The organism is Nostoc sp. JL23, assembly GCF_017115065.1.
Lineage (GTDB): Bacteria > Cyanobacteriota > Cyanobacteriia > Cyanobacteriales > Nostocaceae > Nostoc > Nostoc punctiforme_A.
Window position 1 is genome coordinate 1 of the sequence record NZ_JABXKN010000139.1, and the last position, 14,815, is coordinate 14,815.

At 41.6% G+C, this 14,815-nt stretch carries 14 protein-coding genes; 6 read left to right on the forward strand and 8 right to left on the reverse strand.

Annotation, left to right across the window (positions count from 1 at the left end):
* The first annotated feature begins 67 nt into the window (after positions 1-67).
* Positions 68-1,366 (forward strand): sodium:proton antiporter, encoded by a 1,299-nt coding sequence (locus tag HWQ42_RS29450; RefSeq protein WP_292818154.1) that lies wholly within the window; start codon positions 68-70, stop codon positions 1,364-1,366.
* Positions 1,367-1,506: 140 nt separating this feature from the next.
* Here HWQ42_RS29450 and HWQ42_RS29455 read toward each other — a convergent pair whose 3' ends face one another.
* From HWQ42_RS29455 to crtD, 3 genes are all read right to left on the reverse strand, one after another.
* Positions 1,507-1,896, reverse strand: a complete 390-nt coding sequence (locus tag HWQ42_RS29455) for a hypothetical protein (protein WP_292818157.1) — start codon at positions 1,894-1,896, stop codon at positions 1,507-1,509.
* Positions 1,897-2,250: 354 nt separating this feature from the next.
* Positions 2,251-3,372 (reverse strand): saccharopine dehydrogenase NADP-binding domain-containing protein, encoded by a 1,122-nt coding sequence (locus HWQ42_RS29460; protein ID WP_292818160.1) that lies wholly within the window; start codon positions 3,370-3,372, stop codon positions 2,251-2,253.
* A 202-nt stretch (positions 3,373-3,574) separates the two neighbouring features.
* A complete protein-coding gene (crtD, locus tag HWQ42_RS29465) occupies positions 3,575-5,089 on the reverse strand; it encodes a C-3',4' desaturase CrtD (RefSeq protein WP_292818163.1) in 1,515 nt (504 codons plus the stop codon).
* Positions 5,090-5,453: 364 nt separating this feature from the next.
* Between crtD and HWQ42_RS29470 the strand changes: the two genes are divergently transcribed.
* Positions 5,454-6,182: a Uma2 family endonuclease gene (locus HWQ42_RS29470; RefSeq protein ID WP_292818166.1), complete on the forward strand. Its 729-nt coding sequence runs from the start codon at positions 5,454-5,456 to the stop codon at positions 6,180-6,182.
* A gap of 138 nt (positions 6,183-6,320) precedes the next feature.
* On the opposite strand, the gene HWQ42_RS29475 is transcribed toward HWQ42_RS29470, so the two are convergent.
* Positions 6,321-6,476: a hypothetical protein gene (locus tag HWQ42_RS29475; protein WP_292818169.1), complete on the reverse strand. Its 156-nt coding sequence runs from the start codon at positions 6,474-6,476 to the stop codon at positions 6,321-6,323.
* A gap of 109 nt (positions 6,477-6,585) precedes the next feature.
* Between HWQ42_RS29475 and HWQ42_RS29480 the strand changes: the two genes are divergently transcribed.
* The 3 genes from HWQ42_RS29480 (at position 6,586) to HWQ42_RS29490 (ending at position 9,065) form a co-directional block, all read left to right on the forward strand.
* Positions 6,586-7,389, forward strand: a complete 804-nt coding sequence (locus HWQ42_RS29480; RefSeq protein WP_292818172.1) for an SAM-dependent chlorinase/fluorinase — start codon at positions 6,586-6,588, stop codon at positions 7,387-7,389.
* Positions 7,390-7,719: 330 nt separating this feature from the next.
* A complete protein-coding gene (locus HWQ42_RS29485) occupies positions 7,720-8,376 on the forward strand; it encodes a DUF2301 domain-containing membrane protein (RefSeq protein WP_292818175.1) in 657 nt (218 codons plus the stop codon).
* Positions 8,376-9,065: an ElyC/SanA/YdcF family protein gene (locus tag HWQ42_RS29490; RefSeq protein WP_292818178.1), complete on the forward strand. Its 690-nt coding sequence runs from the start codon at positions 8,376-8,378 to the stop codon at positions 9,063-9,065. The genes HWQ42_RS29485 and HWQ42_RS29490 overlap by 1 nt, the downstream gene beginning before the upstream one ends.
* A 92-nt stretch (positions 9,066-9,157) precedes the next feature.
* Here the strand turns inward: HWQ42_RS29490 and HWQ42_RS29495 are convergent, their stop codons facing one another.
* Entirely contained in the window at positions 9,158-10,192 is a 1,035-nt protein-coding gene (locus HWQ42_RS29495; RefSeq protein WP_292818181.1) for an alpha/beta hydrolase, read from the reverse strand.
* Positions 10,193-10,493: 301 nt separating this feature from the next.
* On the opposite strand from HWQ42_RS29495, the gene dprA reads away from it, so the two are divergent.
* On the forward strand, positions 10,494-11,612 hold the full coding sequence (dprA, locus tag HWQ42_RS29500; RefSeq protein ID WP_292818184.1) for a DNA-processing protein DprA: 1,119 nt from the start codon (positions 10,494-10,496) through the stop codon (positions 11,610-11,612).
* A 289-nt stretch (positions 11,613-11,901) separates the two neighbouring features.
* On the opposite strand, the gene HWQ42_RS29505 is transcribed toward dprA, so the two are convergent.
* The 3 genes from HWQ42_RS29505 to HWQ42_RS29515 all read right to left on the reverse strand — a co-directional run bounded on the left by HWQ42_RS29505 (position 11,902) and on the right by HWQ42_RS29515 (position 14,716).
* Positions 11,902-12,114, reverse strand: coding sequence for a hypothetical protein (locus HWQ42_RS29505; RefSeq protein WP_292818189.1), 213 nt, complete (start codon positions 12,112-12,114; stop codon positions 11,902-11,904).
* Positions 12,115-12,226: 112 nt separating this feature from the next.
* Positions 12,227-13,801 carry a serine hydrolase gene (locus HWQ42_RS29510; RefSeq protein ID WP_292818192.1) on the reverse strand — a complete coding sequence of 525 codons (1,575 nt, stop codon included), beginning with the start codon at positions 13,799-13,801 and terminating at the stop codon, positions 12,227-12,229.
* Between the two features lie 174 nt (positions 13,802-13,975).
* Positions 13,976-14,716 (reverse strand): RNA methyltransferase, encoded by a 741-nt coding sequence (locus tag HWQ42_RS29515; RefSeq protein WP_292818195.1) that lies wholly within the window; start codon positions 14,714-14,716, stop codon positions 13,976-13,978.
* Positions 14,717-14,815 lie beyond the last annotated feature (99 nt).

Consider the following 14,815-nt stretch of genomic DNA (forward strand, 5'->3'; position numbering starts at 1 on the left):
TTAGAGTTAGTGTAACTATCTATGTAAAGTTTTGTATCAGTATTCAACATTTCTGGTAAATCGCTATATGGTAGATATCTATATTCTTGACCTATTTGTGATTGGTCTACTTTTGTTGATTGTAACTTTAGGCTCAGGTTGGATTACTCGCTTACCTCTTTCTTTTGCCATTATCTACCTAGTGGTTGGTATTTTTCTAGGCCCTTATGGCTTAGGGCTGATTCAATTACGTCGAGATGACGTTTTTAACACCGAACTGCTGGAGAAAATAACAGAACTTGTAGTAATTATTTCTGTATTTAGCTGCGGCTTAAGAATTGTTCGGCCTCTAAAGTTGGGGGTTTGGGATATTACGGTGCGATTGATTCTATTTTTGATGCCAATTTCAATTTTTGCTCTGGCTGTTGTGGGTAAATTATTTTTAGGGATGAATTGGGGAGAAGCAATTTTATTAGGAGCAATTCTTGCACCTACCGATCCAGTATTAGCTTCAGAAGTACAACTCACCAGTGCAAATGACCAAGATGAGTTGAGATTTGGTTTAACTTCTGAAGGTGGGTTAAATGATGCTTTAGCTTTTCCCTTCGTTTATTTTGGCATTCATGCTTTAGAAGATGACAACTGGGGTAACTGGCTTCAACAGTGGATTACGGTTGATTTAATATGGGCGATCGCATCTGGTATTGTTATGGGAATTGTTGTTGCCAAATTTATCGTTTGGATTGAGCAAACAATTCAAAAACGCCGTCCTGCTGATGAGTTAATGGAAGATTTTATTGCTATCAGCACCATTCTCATAACTTATTCATTAACAGAAATGGTTAATGGCTATGGATTTTTGGCGGTATTTGTTGCTGGGTTAGTTGTCCAACGCAGTTACAGAAATTCTGAAAAACCGATAGAACAATTAGAATTTGTTGAGCAAGTAGAAAAGCTACTAGAAGTTGGGACAATTTTACTATTAGGTTCAATATTATTATTGAAACCAATGCTTAATTATGCTATGCAATCTCTGCTAGTAATAATTTTGTTATTCTTGATCATCAGACCTTTAGGAGTTTGGATTAGCACAATAGGTAAACGTCCTCTAGATTCACGCCGCCGAACCTTCCACCCAGGAACTCGGTGGTTATTTGGATGGTTTGGTATTCGCGGTGTTGGTTCTTTATATTATCTAGCTTATGCCTTTGGTCATGGCTTGAAAGGTGAAGCAGCCGAACAAATTGCTTGGATAACTTACACTACTATTGTAGCCTCAGTAATTGTGCATGGAATTAGCGCAACTCCATTAATGAAGTGGTATGAGCGCAATTTTGCTAACAAGAGAAAGACTACCACTCCGACTACAATAGATGAATTTGAGTAAAAGCAATTTTTGTACGTAGCGACTTTCAAGACAGTCGCTACAGTTTAATTTTATGAACCTTACTCCAAATTTGAGAGGCGGTTTTAGTCTTCAATTCCCATTTTTTTGTCGGAAAGGGGTTCGGGTTAGGTCTAGATTCCCTATTTACCTGTAACTTTTTCAAGAACTCCTTTCGCTTTTTCACCAAAACTTTCTGGGGGATTTTGTTCTTGTTCAGCCTTCAAATTTCTTTCGTAAGTCTTCTCTATAGTAGTAAGATCTTTTGAATCTTTGATTGCTTGCTCATAAGCTTTTTCTCTGTCTTCTTCTTGAATGCCAACACCTGGATCGTATTCGTTAGCACGATTAATTTTTTCTTCAGAATTTGGTTTATACTCTGGGGGTACTAGTTTTAATTCTTCAAGAGTAGTCGCATAACTACTTTGCTGAACAAAAATGAAGGAACCTGTCAAGCTGATGAAAACCATCAAGCTAACAACCAAAAAGCTTGAACGTAATGCTTGTTTTAAACTTAATAGAATTTTTTGCATGAAAAAAATCTCCTAATCTTTTGGTATGAGCCTTTTGAGGTATAAGATAGATTAAATATCTGAGGCTCAAAGGCATCCTAAGTGTTTAGGTACAGTTCTTTCTTCTACCTCAAGGTATATTAATTTTTCGTTTATAGTAATCTTATTCACAAGACTAAAATCCGCGACTTCCTTTAAAAAGTCGAGGATTTGATTGTTCACAAATGATTTAGTAGTAGCACAAAGTTGTGTAATCTTAACCGTGTCCCTCTTTAAAATAGCCACCAATTTTTGTGCTTACTAACATACCATCCAGAACTCCTGTTCTAGACTAATAGCTAAAATCTACTCAAGTAGACTGACATTTTTACTTTTTTATCCAATAGACACTTCTGACCAACTGTGATTAATTTTAATTCCTCGGCTTTGCATTACCTCTTCAAATAAATTTGTTGGTAATGCTTCTTCTACAGGAAAAACTCCTGGTTTTTTGAGTTTACCTTCTAGCAATAATTGGGCAATACTACCTGTACCGTAACCAGAAGCCACCGCTGTATTTTCATGCACTACAGTTGAACAATAAACGGCTGTTTCACCATTTTTCTGTCCTGTAACTTCTGAACGAACGGCTACTCCAATTCCACTAAAATTATTAGTGACATCTGTCATTGAATGGCTGACATGAGACAGAAATTCAATCATGTAACGACGTTGCATTAACCACTTGGGAAAAATGTGTGCCGCAATCCAAGTTAGATGATTATAGAAATCTGGAACAGAGCCAAACTTAGTAATTACAGTTTTCACTGATGGGAATGCATGGGGGAGTGTAAAGGTTTCTGGCATATCAAACCAGTAAACTCCGCTGCGTCTATATGGAGATGGAAACTCAACTACTTCTCTTTCACTATAAGGCTTGACTATTTCCCATTTTCCATTTATCCAAGCCTCAAAAGGATACTGCAACCCTAGAAAAGTTGTCCGCATGACTGTAATGCCAGCACCACCAGAACCAGAAACTAAATAACTTAAATGGATCTTTTCTGGTCGATCAAATTGTTCAACTCCCTGGCGTACCATACTGTTAGAAATACCAGGAAAAATGCCAGTATTAATAATTGCCGTTACGCCAGCAGCAGCAGCTTTTTCATGATAATTCAGAGCCTTGCTGGTATAAGAACGGTGGTCGCTAACATCTAAATAATTAACGCCTTCAGCAATACAGGTTTCGAGAACATTAGTATCTCGATAGTGAAATGGCCCAGCACAATGAATAACTAAGTTAGAGTTTGCGATCGCATCTCGCAGCTTGTCAACTTCTACCAAGTCTAATATCAAAAACTGCACTTGTCCCCCCGAAGACAAGCTTACAGCTTTCCCAAACTCCGCAGAACGTCCAGTAATCGTAATTTTTGCTTGCGTATGGGTAGCTAGATCCTCGGCAACACTGCTACCAATCCGCCCTCTTCCTCCAAGAATTAAAACTCTGTCTGTCATTACTCCAGATTCGCAACACTAACCTTATTTCATCAGTTTTTTGTCCTGTCTGGCATCGGTTATAAGTATGATTTATAGTTTTTAATAAAATTTTTGCTCTATCTAAATAGTTGTAAACAAGTTTGTAGTAAGGACTTTAGTCGTTATTTTATAAGCACTAAAGTCCTTACTACAAACTCTTCATTACTAACTTTACAAAATACTACATTTGCGCTTCAATTTGCCTAACTACCGTCAGCGCCGAATAACTCACCCCAGCAGTACCTTCGCCGGGATGGGTGGAATCACCAACTAACCACAAATTTTGGATGGGTGTCCGATTGGCGAACCCAAAGGGGCCAAAGGTGGGTATTCTTTGACCAATACCGCCAACTATACCGCGATCGCGGGCTGTGAAATGGGCAAAAGTGCGGGGTGTTGCCGCTTCTTGATAAATAATAGTTTCTGGTTTGAGATAAAAGTATTGGGCAAGACGAGCGATCGCTTCTTGGGTAAACTTTTCTTTTAGTCCTTCATAATCATCAGTCTGCCACCACTGTGCAGGATCGACAAATGATGAAGCAATAATTGTCGCTTTCCCCTCTGGTGCGCGGCCATCTCCAGGATGACTGACGGAAACAAATAAGGAATTATTCTCGCCAATAGGGCCATTGACATCGTACAAAAATTGGAGGTGCGGAGGACACCCAGGCGGAATCGCGCTGGCATCTACACCCAAATACACCACAAAAGCACCCGATGCTTGGGGCAGTTTTTCCACCCGATTTTTATAACCAGATGGCGCTTGTTCCCCCAACAATTGCACCAAATTTTGCACGGTGACGTTGCTAACTATGTGGTCGGCTGCTTCTGTCCAAACTTCGCCAGTTTTCTGATTTCTAATAACAACAGCACTGGCTTTACCGTTTTCTATTTTGATTTCTTCTACTGTGTGGCGCATCAACAGTTTGCCGCCATCTCTTTCTAAAGATTTTACCAAGCGATCGCTTAATACTTGCATACTTCCCTGGATGTGAAACAATCCTTGGGGCAGTTGGGATACACTCAACGCTGTGGCGGCATAAAGTAATGCTGTCTCGTCTGCATCTACCTGGGAGTATAGCTTCAGTTGCAAATCTAAAAAAGTTCTCAGTCGTCGGTCATTTCCCAGTCCACAGAACCGTAAAGCATCTCCTACCGTAAACAAGGTGAAGGGTACGGTAATTAATGTACTCGGACGCACCGCCTGAGTTAGCTGCCACAAATCCCATAGATTACGCGGTGGTAGCACCGGGTCGCGTCCTTGAAATTCCCAACTAGCATCAAATAAAGTTGCCATCAACTGCCAAAATGGTTCGCTACCAGGAAACTGTTTTTGTCGTTCCTCTTGCCATTTCTCTTGGTCGCGCCAAACGTTGATGGGTGTGGTTTCCCCAGGTAAATACACCGCACAAGCAGGGTCACAAGGCGTTGCTTGTGGCAAATCTATTGACAATTCTGAGAAAATCCGGTGGTGAATTCCCCCTGGTTCCAACCCTGCAACCTGAGTTGCTCCCACATCAAAGGTAAATCCCTGGCGTTTAAAGGTCGAAGCACAGCCTCCCGGTACGAGGGCTTGATCCAAAATTAAGACACTGTAACCTCTATGAGCCAATAATGCCCCAGCAGTCAGTCCACCTATTCCTGCGCCAACAACGGTGACATGAGAGTTACTTTTGTCAAGAGAAATGCTGGACATTGATTATTTTCTTTAAAATTCTTAATACTTTTACTTATAATTTTACCTTAATCTCTGACTTCAATAGGGTCGAAGGGTGTGATAGCGATCGCTATAGTGGTTCTCGCTTCGATGCAGTACAGTTTTGACCTCACTTCCATTCTTCTCACCTTTAGAGTGGGTGTGCAAAAGAATCGGTCAGACAAACTTTGAATTGAGTAAATCTGGTTGGCAACAATTAACTTTGGCTATTTAAAAAATGGAAGTGCTAACCTTATCCTCCCTCAAAACTGCTGCACGAGATTTTTGTGTTGTACTTAAGTAAGGTGAAGGGAATTGATGCTGCTGCCACAATAGAATTAAGCTGCTATCTCCAGTATTTCTTATGAGTGAATCTATTACCTTGACAGACGCTGGCTTCTTACCAGAAGATTTGTTACCAGATGTTAGTATTCTGGTGACAGAAGACGATGAATCCTTGGATAATTTACCATCAGAAAAACAACAAAGATTACTAACAGAAACCCTTTACAGTTCTTGGAACGGGCCAAGTAATGCCCAAGGGTTTCTCGTTGCTGCCAATGTGGGTTTATTTACCACTGGTAAGCAACCGCCGATTGTGCCAGATGTATTTTTGAGCCTAGATGTACAGATAGCAGAAAACTGGTGGGAAAAAAAACATCGCTCCTATTTCTTTTGGGAGTTTGGCAAACCGCCAGAGGTAGTAATTGAAATTGTCTCCAATCGAGAAGGCAATGAAACAGGGCGAAAATTATTAGAGTATGCCAGGATGCGGGTAATGTACTACATTATCTTTGACCCAACTCAGCAACTTGGTGGTGAAATTCTACAGATGTATGAGTTGCGAGGACGGCAATATATACCCACAAGCGAGCAATGGCTGACTGAAGTTGAGTTAGGTTTATGTTTGTGGGAAGGTGCGTATGAAGGTAAGCGGGATGTTTGGTTGCGGTGGTGTGACACTGAAGGTAATGTGATTCCTACTGGTGCAGAACGAGCCGAACAAGAGCGAGAAGCTAAAGAAACTGCTCTGCAACGGGTTGAACGCTTGGCAGCACAGTTACGAGCCTTGGGTGTTGAGCCAGGAGCGTGAGGAGGGAGTAGGAAGTGGGGTAATTCAATTAATTGCAAAACGCTGTCAGAGCGAAATTGCTAGGAAACTCCCTATCTAAAAAGAAAAAACCCGCCGTAGCGGGTTACACAACAAAACTATGAACAATGAAAACTTGATTTAGCTGGAATACCTCATTTCAGCTTCCAGTTGACGAATTAGCTGTTCGTCGCCTTTTGCTCTGGCTATTTCCAAGCGATGCTCTAGGCTTTTTTGAATATTCGCTCTGTGAGTTTCTCGTGATTTGCTCACACTTTGTAGTCTATTTTGACTCATAGTGATTACCTGCTTTAATTTTTCAATTTATGTCTTGTATTGTTAACATAACACATATTTTGTAGCTGTTGCTACAGAAAATATCTTTTTTATATATTTTTACCAAAATATGTCTAATAACCAGATAGATCGACAACCCCTTGTGACTTTACTGAGCGATTTCGGCGATCGCGACGTTTATGTAGGCATAATCAAGGGAGTCATAGCCCAAATCAACCCCAGACTGAGGGTGGTAGACTTAACGCACCAAATTCCGCCGCAAGACATTGCCGCAGCCAGGTTTAGCCTGATGAATGCTTATACCCATTTTCCAGTTGGGACAGTGCATCTGGCAGTAGTCGATCCAGGTGTGGGAAGCAAGCGACGAGCGATCGCAGTAGAATTTGCTCAAGGGTTTTTGGTTGGGCCAGATAATGGTATATTCAGCGGCGTACTTAGTCAAAGTCCTGCGATCGCAGCCGTCGAACTTACAAATCTTAATTATTGGCGCACTCCTCAACCAAGCAAGACTTTTCACGGTAGGGATATCTTTGCACCAGTGGCAGCTAATCTTGCTAGTGGTGTCCCCTTCAAACATCTAGGACAAGAAATCGAACTAGTAAGTTTGGTAAACCTGGATATAGGTAACTGCAAGCAGACAACCACCAGTGTAGTGGGTTGCATTCAATATATTGACCACTTTGGCAACCTAGTGAGTAACATTCCAGCCAGTTACGTGCAAGGCAAAAGTTGGTATGTGCAAGTTGCCGGATTGAGTGTACCAGGCTGTAAAACTTACAGTGAGGTCAAAGTGGGAGAGATAATAGCTTTAGTTGGCAGTCACGGCTGGGTAGAAATTGCCATTAATTGCGGAGATGCTCACTCACAATTACAGATTAATTTACAAGATGTGCTAGAAGTCTTGTTTTTTTAAGAAAATCAGACCAGTGAATATTGCTAAAGTTAAGACAGTGAAAAATCATCAGACTGCAAAGTGCCTGTAGCTGATTTGTGGGAAAGGCAAAGAAAGGAAAAATCCTAGATATAAAACGGAGGGTGGGCAACTACACACCACTTAAAAACAAGCAGTTACACTCACCGTAGGCAGTGACAATTCGACAAAGATTTCCAGAAAGCAACTGCTAAAAGACGTAAGTTTAGGAATGGTGACATGAAGTTCGCCTTATTGCTCATAATAATAAAAGTAACCCTTGAGCAATTTCCTGTTGTACTCTACTAGAGAATCATAATTATATTCTTAACTATGACTACACAAACACTCTCTGCACCAGAAGTTTATCAAGGTCAGTTTGGAGAATTTACAATTACTCAGAGCGATCGCACTGGCGTAATTATCTATCGCGCTGGATTAATGGTAGCAGCACTAAGCTTTGCCATCGGCAGCGCCTTGATTTTACTCAACAATAACCCAACTGTTGTAACTTTACTGACACCTCTATATGCTTGTTTTAGCCTCGCTCTTGGTGTAAGTTTATTTACCATCCATATCTATATGGCATCACTGCACCGAACGTTGCAAGTTTTTTGGGCGATCGGTACTATCGCATCAGTGATTCTGGCAATCACTAGTAGTGAACCTTTAGCTCTTGCTGTTTACAATCAGCCAATTACCTTATTTGGGGTTGGTTTTATTTTCGTAGCTTTGACAGGTATTTATTTTAAAGAGGCTTTTTGCTTCAATCGCCTGGAAACCAAAGTATTAACCCCAATTGTACCGCTACTGTTGTTAGGACATTTGGTAGGAATTTTACCAACTCAGGGAGAAAGCATTTTATTAGGAACTTGGGCGATATTATTTTTAGTGTTTGCCCTGCGCAAGACAGTACAAGCAATTCCTGCTGATATTGGAGATAAATCTGTGTTTACCTACTTGAAAGAACAACGTTTAGCAAAGGTTTAATGCGGATAAAAAATCGTCGGTGTCAAAAATTTCCCAAAATCAAACTAATCAAACGCCAAGAAATGTGGACACTTACGGCTCCAGGGTGGGCGATTGCGATCGCTTTGATTGCCTATTTAATATTTTTCCTTTTTACTCATGTACACTCATTTCTCGCCGTAACTTCCCCGATCCAATCAGCAGAAGTATTAGTTGTTGAAGGATGGCTACCAGATTACGCTATAGAAAAAGCTTTGACTGAATTTAAAAACGGTTCTTATCATCAAATAATTACTACCGGAGGCACATTAGGAAAAGGAAGTTATCTTACCGGATATAAGAACTTTGCAGACGTGTCAGCTGACACCTTCATAAAACTCGGTTTAGAAGCAGAAAAAGTAGTAGCTGTTCCGACACCTTTTGTGGTTAAAGATCGTAGTTATGCATCTGCTGCTGAATTTGAGCGTTGGCTAGCCAATTCAAATTTAAAAATAGAATCGATTAATCTTTTTTCCTTGGACGTTCATGCCCGTAGGAGTTGGTTTCTTTTTAAAAAAATACTTACCCCTGAAATTAATGTTGGTGTGATTGCTGCTACAACACAAGATTATAATCCAAACAAATGGTGGGGTTCTAGCGAAGGTGTGCGGACGGTTCTTGATGAAGGTATAGCTTATCTTTATGCACGTTTTTTGAATTGGAAAGCTTAACAGTAATACAGCAGAAATATTTACTTTGGCAGCCATTTAATTTTAGATTTTGGATTTTTCAGTCAATCCAAAATCCAAAATTCAAAATAGTATTACTTACCCAGGATTTGTAATAATGCTTGCCGATAAATTTTCAGACCCTCTGCATTCAGATGGTCGCCATCACTGGTTAAATTTTCTTTAAGAACATTATTTTCATATAATGGTGCTAGTCCGGCTGCGGCAACTGGTACTTTTTCTGTTTCAGCAACTTGATTAATCAGAACATTAATTTGTTCCACTTTAGAATTTGGAGCTGCTACAGTTATATCTGAGCTTGCTGCCACTGTCGAATAAAAAGCCGGAATCAGAAAAAGCTCTTTAGTTCCCATTGTGCGCAGAAGTGCGATCGCCTCTTGGAGATTTTTGGTAAATAACTCATCACTAATTTTATACAAAGCATCATTTCCACCTATGGCAATAATCGCTTTTTCGCATTTCACCTTGGTAGGAATTAAACTTTTTAATTGTTCTAGTAATGAGATTGTACTCAGACCATTTAACCCAAAATTAAAAGTACCACTCCCAAGGGTATTGCCAAGTCCAGCCGAAATAGAATCGCCAAATAAGCAACCGGAGAACTGTTTATCCTGGGCGGCGAGTGTTTGATATTGTAGTGCAACTTTCCCTAAAGGTGAAGAACTTACGTCATCTTTCGGCGGCGCATCAGCAGAACTAGCAGAGGGATTTGCCATACCGACTAGCTTCTTAATCTTTGACACATCAATAACTAGTTGATTACTGGGATAGGCTTGTAGAAAGCTGGTTATTCCTAGACCTTCTGGTGATTTTGCTCCGATGATGAGGGCAGATCGTAGTGCTTGTATACTGGCTTGATCGCGACGAGCGATCGCACCAGAAGCAAAAGATAAAATTTGCTTGCCCATTCCTGTGTTTATCAGCTTATCTAAAGCCACAATATCAAGCGACATTTTCACTTGAAGGGCTTCTTGGAACTTCTGTTTTTCCTTAGCGCTGAGGTAATCTAAGAAAGATTGCAAATCGCTAGAAGCCTTTTGTGTCTCGCCATAGTTGCGTATATCTGCCACTGGGATCGATTGCTCAAACAATCCGTATCTAATAGTCACTTTTTCGGCTGCCAAACTAGGCAACAAACCAAGGCCACTATGCACCAGTAAAAATATTAAGCACCCAGATAGGCTTATTAAAAAACGATAAAAATATTTCATCACAGAAGATCAGAAGATAGATAGTCAATAGTCAATAGTTAATAGTCAAGAGTCAAGAGTCAAAAGTCAAGGGGTTAGTCATTAGTCATTAGTCATTAGTCATTAATTATTCTTCCCCTGCTTCCTCATCCACCTCATCCCCATCAACAAACAATCCCAATTTGGGAATACTCAATCCAGTGGGCGTGAGGATAGAACGGTGGTAGAAGAAGGCGCATATTGGTTAGCTTGGGCACAAATTTCAGGAATTGGGCCGGTATTACTGCGACGGCTGCAACAGCATTTTGGCACGCTGGCAACAGCTTGGAACGCCACCAAGGTACAGTTAGGAGAAGTAGAGGGTTTTGGTTTTCAGACACTAGAAAAAGTAGTACAACAGCGATCGCGTTTGCACCCAGAACAACTATTCACCAAGCACCAGCAGGAAAATTCCCATTTCTGGACACCAGCAGATGCAGATTATCCCCGCTTACTGCTGGAAACTCCGAGTCCACCGCCGATTTTGTACTATCGCGGTGAAGTTGAACTCCAAGAAAATCTCGGACAAAAACCAATGGTTGGGATTGTCGGCACACGCCAACCCTCAGAATACGGTATCCGTTGGACTCGCCAAATTAGTACAGCTTTGGCTAAAAATGGCTTTACAGTTGTTTCTGGTATGGCAGAGGGAATTGACACCGAAAGCCACATCGCTGCCATGAAAGCAGGTGGACGCACGATCGCAGTTTTGGGAACTGGTGTAGATGTGATCTATCCACATAAAAATCGGGATTTGTACAAGCAAATTTTGACGGCTGGTTTAGTCGTCAGTGAGTACCCTACAAAAACCCCACCTGATCGCACTCACTTTCCCCGCCGCAACCGAATTATTGCAGGTTTAAGCCGCGCCATCCTAGTAATGGAAGCGCCGTTAAAATCTGGTGCGTTAATTACTGCTACCTACGCAAATGAATTTGGTAGAGATGTCTATGCATTACCTGGAAGAGTGGACGATTATCCATCCCAAGGATGCTTAAAGTTGCTGAGTCAGGGAGCTTCTTTCATTCTTAAGGAACTAGACGAACTGTTAACCATGCTAGGAGCAATACCACAAATTGATGCAATTGAGGCTTCTACAGCAGCAGAGCAGTTAAGTTTACCAACTTTATCACCAGAATTGCAAAGGGTAATGGATGCGATCGCAAGTGAAGCTTTACCCTTTGATTTTATTGTCCAACAAACCGGCATGGCTGCTGGCTCAGTTTCCGGCGCTTTATTACAGTTGGAACTTATGGGTTTTGTTTCGCAACTACCAGGTATGCGGTATCAAAAAAGTTAAGAGTTAAAAGACAACAACTTTAGTTTAGGGACTTCCAACAAATAAATTACCCATTCGTTCAGTTCTCAGTAATCAGCGTAAACATTAGCTACTCGAAGATATGAAAATTCTAATGTAAATCTTCTCTTTTAGAGTTTTTTGTTAGTCCACCGCTTACTTCACCAAGTGTTCCAAGATCAATCCACGTCCAGTTGTTAGACAGAGCAGGTAATTCAGAGATATCTGAATTAGCTTTCGATAATTCAAGTTGTTGTAATGCTCAACTCTCTCCAGCAAAACTGAAGCAGGTTCAACGTCTGGGTTTTGTTCGCGCCAGTCGGCTGTTAAAGCATTTTGCTGAGAAGGCTTTCCGCAGCATTAAAACTACTATTGTCAGCAATGTAAATCCGTCGCCTTGAGTTTTAAACTCTCCTTTACCAAAGGCTTCGCAATCAACAATTATTTCCGCTTTGAGTTGGTATAGCAATCCTATTTGATTTGCAAACAGAAATTGTAACTTCAATTGCGATCGCCAGCCTCTACGGAGTATAATTTATGGTTTTAATTCAGTGCAGCGCTTGCATACCGCTAGTTTCCCCTGCTGCCTGCCTAATCCCAACGAAACACCGACCTACTTATCTGGGAGGGTAATACTGCGGATTCATAACTGGAGATTGATAACCGTTAGCCGGTACAGTACTTCCCATACCGTTAGGTAGAGGAGTAACAACAGGAGGCTGATAAACGCTCATGGGCGCAGTGCCTGTTGTACCGTTAGGTAAAGCAGGATTCGCAACCTGGGGCTGATAACCATTTGTGGGTACAGGATTTGTAGTGGCGCTGGGTGTGACAGGATTTTGGCTAAACTCTTGGTAGGCAGCACGAGAAATTGAGCTAATCAATTTTTCGGCGCGAGGATCGTTTGCTGGACGTTGTACCATTACAGAGGCTATGTAGCGCTTGCCAGTTGGAACAACAATTAAACCTGTATCTGCCAGCATTGTGCCAATATCACCTGTTTTGTGGTAGGCTTTTGCACCTGTTCCTAAACCTGATGGTAGCAGAGTGTCTCTTTGGGTGCGACGCAAGATATCGAGCATGAAATCGCGTGATGGCATACTGACTAAATTTCCTTGACTCACAATCGCCATCAAATTCCCTAGTTCTTTGGGACTAGTGGTGTTTGTCCCTTGCAAATCTGGGAGTTGATTCCGAATTGTTGTGGCTGTCAATCCCCAACTACGGAAACGCTGGTTTAAAGCGTCAATTCCTCCCAGTCGGGCAATCAGCATATTTGTCGCCGTGTTGTCGCTGATTGTAATCATTTTAGTGACAACTTCCAAAGCGGCGTACTGAGTTCCCGGTGGTTTGTATTGCAAATCTCCCGAACCGCCAGCTACCATATCCTGTTGCATGGTCAGCATATCATCTAGGCGAATCTTCCCCGCGTCTACATCCTGGAAAAAGGCAATCAGAATCGGCACTTTAATCGTGCTAGCCGCCGGAAAACTGGTAGAGCCATTGATATCTACATAATTACCAGTATCTAAATCTACTAAGAAAATTCCAGGTGTGAGATTTGGGTTGGTAGCCGCCAAATTTTGCACGGCATTTTTCAAAGAGGTAATTTCCTGAGATAGGTATAGACTCGAAGCTGCGGCTGGGGGAGTTTGGGTAGGTTGTGGCTGCGATCGCGCCACATTATTAACATTATTATTAGATTGCAACGCCGAATTTGTGCTGATGCGATTGGCTGGGTCTAATACTGACAATACAGTGCCCACAATTGCACCCATCCCAACACCCACAATTAATAACCGCAAAACATACAATACGGTTTTGGCCATTGGCTTTAACTGGGTTTTTCGCGATGAGCGTCTGCCTGTTTTTGGCTTTTCCATCCGCACTGTTTTAACCATCACAGCACCTGGTCGAAAGGGAGGAATTTTTCCCTTGACACTAGGTATTGATTTTACTGCCGTTGGCACAACTAACCCCGATTTTACCCTACGTGTAGCGCCAGAGATTGCGGGAGAACTGATTTGATTTTTTTGGCGTGTTAGTGCCCCTTCTTGTCCATTTGGATTTTGCTGCTGACTATTAGCTTTAACTCTCTTCTTTACCACTTTTTGAACTTTTTGTGGCTGCTGGCGCCGATTTAAGGGTTGACGCCGCGAGAAAGCTGTTAGTTCGCCACTTGATTCTGACACCGTTACTCCTTGTGACCCACTTGACTGTTTTCTTGCAGACTCTTGACCCCAAACTTAATCTTTAAGCAATATTAATACTCAAATTCCACTTTGCCACTAAGTAGCATTTTTGTGTTTAGTTTAAGCGATATTAATTATTTTGGGGGGATGATTGCGTATATATTAAACGAATAATTACAAGTTTTCACTATTCCTCTGGTTTTTCAGGGCCCATTCTACCTGCTGCAAAATTCCTCGCAGCATAGCCACCTCCCCAGTTTTCAAGTGAGCGCGATTATACAATTGGCGAAATTTTCCCATACGACTAGCTGCCGTATGAGGATATACATAACCAATTTTCAGTAATACTGATTCTAATTGCTGGTAGTATCCTTCCACAACATCCAAAGGTGCGAGTTCAGTTTGAGGTAAGGTTTGAGTGTCAAGTTGTTGCGCACATTGTGACAATTCATAACAACAAATTGCCACAGCAGTAGCCAAATTCAGGGCGACATAATCTTGACTCGTGGGAATGCCAACAAACCGCTGTGCATAATTTAATTCTTCATTGCTTAATCCCCGGTCTTCCCTGCCAAAAATCAGGGCTGCGGCTTTTTCTGGTTCCTCCAGTAACCAGGGTAGTGCAGTGCGGGGATTTTCTAAGGGTGTTTCTAAACTGCGAACGCGACCAGTAGTAGCGATCGCCCGTACACATCCGTGCAATGCTTCTGGTAAGGTTGCCACTATTACCGCAGATTCTATAATTTCTTGAGCGTGAACAGCCATCATCAAAGCTTCCGTCGAAAGCGGATCGCATTGGGGGTTCACTAATACTAAATTATATAATCCGAAATTTTTCATTACCCTGGCGATCGCGCCGATATTGATCGGCCCAGCTGGTTCTACCAACACAATTCTTAATCCAGCCAAGCCCATTTTTTGCCTCCTGCGATCGCACCAGTACTTACAGACTAATTTTCAGCGTCGTTCTGCTGAAGAGTTTCCTTGAAATCATTTTAGCTGTGTAAGTGAATG

What these genes read in the sequence shown, in the direction of transcription:
- HWQ42_RS29450 (WP_292818154.1), top strand. Translation starts at nt 68, where the DNA reads ATGGTAGATATCTATATTCTTGACCTATTTGTGATTGGTCTACTTTTG.
- HWQ42_RS29455 (WP_292818157.1), bottom strand. Translation starts at nt 1,896, where the DNA reads ATGCAAAAAATTCTATTAAGTTTAAAACAAGCATTACGTTCAAGCTTT.
- HWQ42_RS29460 (WP_292818160.1), bottom strand. Translation starts at nt 3,372, where the DNA reads ATGACAGACAGAGTTTTAATTCTTGGAGGAAGAGGGCGGATTGGTAGC.
- crtD (WP_292818163.1), bottom strand. Translation starts at nt 5,089, where the DNA reads ATGTCCAGCATTTCTCTTGACAAAAGTAACTCTCATGTCACCGTTGTT.
- HWQ42_RS29470 (WP_292818166.1), top strand. Translation starts at nt 5,454, where the DNA reads ATGAGTGAATCTATTACCTTGACAGACGCTGGCTTCTTACCAGAAGAT.
- HWQ42_RS29475 (WP_292818169.1), bottom strand. Translation starts at nt 6,476, where the DNA reads ATGAGTCAAAATAGACTACAAAGTGTGAGCAAATCACGAGAAACTCAC.
- HWQ42_RS29480 (WP_292818172.1), top strand. Translation starts at nt 6,586, where the DNA reads ATGTCTAATAACCAGATAGATCGACAACCCCTTGTGACTTTACTGAGC.
- HWQ42_RS29485 (WP_292818175.1), top strand. Translation starts at nt 7,720, where the DNA reads ATGACTACACAAACACTCTCTGCACCAGAAGTTTATCAAGGTCAGTTT.
- HWQ42_RS29490 (WP_292818178.1), top strand. Translation starts at nt 8,376, where the DNA reads ATGCGGATAAAAAATCGTCGGTGTCAAAAATTTCCCAAAATCAAACTA.
- HWQ42_RS29515 (WP_292818195.1), bottom strand. Translation starts at nt 14,716, where the DNA reads ATGGGCTTGGCTGGATTAAGAATTGTGTTGGTAGAACCAGCTGGGCCG.